Source organism: Arthrobacter mobilis (assembly GCF_012395835.1).
GTDB classification, from domain to species: Bacteria; Actinomycetota; Actinomycetes; order Actinomycetales; family Micrococcaceae; genus Crystallibacter; species Crystallibacter mobilis.
The window spans coordinates 1-1117 of sequence record NZ_JAAZSQ010000065.1; the positions used below are offsets into that span (position 1 = coordinate 1).

2 protein-coding genes are annotated in these 1117 nt (G+C 70.5%); both read left to right on the plus strand.

Going from position 1 to position 1117, the window contains the following annotated elements:
* On the plus strand, positions 1 to 579 hold a 579-nt coding region (locus HGG74_RS20835), incomplete at its 5' end, for a helix-turn-helix domain-containing protein (protein ID WP_205762282.1).
* A complete protein-coding gene (locus HGG74_RS20840; protein WP_168489450.1) occupies positions 510 to 1103 on the plus strand; it encodes an IS630 family transposase in 594 nt (197 codons plus the stop codon). The genes HGG74_RS20835 and HGG74_RS20840, both read left to right, overlap by 70 nt.
* Positions 1104 to 1117: the final 14 nt, after the last annotated feature.

Below are 1117 nucleotides of genomic sequence, written 5' to 3' on the forward strand. Positions count from 1 at the left end.
CGCGGACGCGGCCGAGGAGAAGACGGTCCGGAAGCTGGCCGGGCCCGCCATGCCCCGGCCGACTGGATCCTGCGGGGCCGGATCGTGGTGCTGAGCTGGTCCGGGCTGCGGGTGCCGGCGATCGCCGAACAGCTGGGCTGCCACGAGCAGACTGTGCGCCGCTGGCTGATGCGGTTCAATGGCTCCGGCCTGGACGGGCTGGCCGATGTGGGCGGGCAGGGCCGCAAACGCCGGATCACCGAGGCCGAGCGCTCCCGCATCATTGCCCTGGTCAAACAGCCCCCGCCCGGCCGGCCGGTCCGCGGCGAGGACGGGGAGCTGGAACCTGCCGAGAAGGCCGGGGCCGCGGTCTGGACGCTGGATGCCCTCACCGAGGCGGCCCGCGGCCAGGGCATCGATGTGCACCGCAGCCAGGTCCGCCGGATCATGCTGGCCGAAGGGGTCCGCTGGCGCCGGACCCGCTCCTGGGTCCGCAGCAAGGACCCGGACTTTGAGGGAAAAGGACACGGATCGTCGGACTCTATACAAACCCGCCGGAGGGTACGACGGTCCTCTGCCTCGACGAGCTCGGCCCCGTGATCCCGCGCGCTTTCCCGCCCGCACCGGGCTGGTCCGCGGACGGGCACCGGATCAAAAGCGAGCTGGACTACAGCCGCGGCCCGGAAAAGGCCTGGGTCTACGGCGCCCTGCGGCCATTCGACGGGTACGAGATCACCATGACCGCCTCCTGCCGCAACAGCGCGGCTTACCAGCGCTTCCTGGCAACGGTGGAGCAGACGAACCCGGACGGGGACATCGTGGTCATCGCCGACAACCTCTCCTCCCACAACAGCGCATCCACCCGCACCTGGCTGGCGGACCATCCCCGGATTTCCCACGCCTTCATCCCCGTGGCCGCCTGCTGGCTGAACCTGCAGGAAGGCTGGTGGCGCCTCCTGCGCAAGACAGCCCTGGCCGGCCAGACCTTCGCCAACGCTGACGAAATCGTCCAGGCCACCGCCCTGGCCACCGCTTGGCTCAACACCCGCGCCAAACCCTGGATCTGGGGACGACCCGCCCCGCCGACCCGCACCCTGCGCCGCCGCTTTGTCTACCTCCTTTGAGGAACGCAGCACTA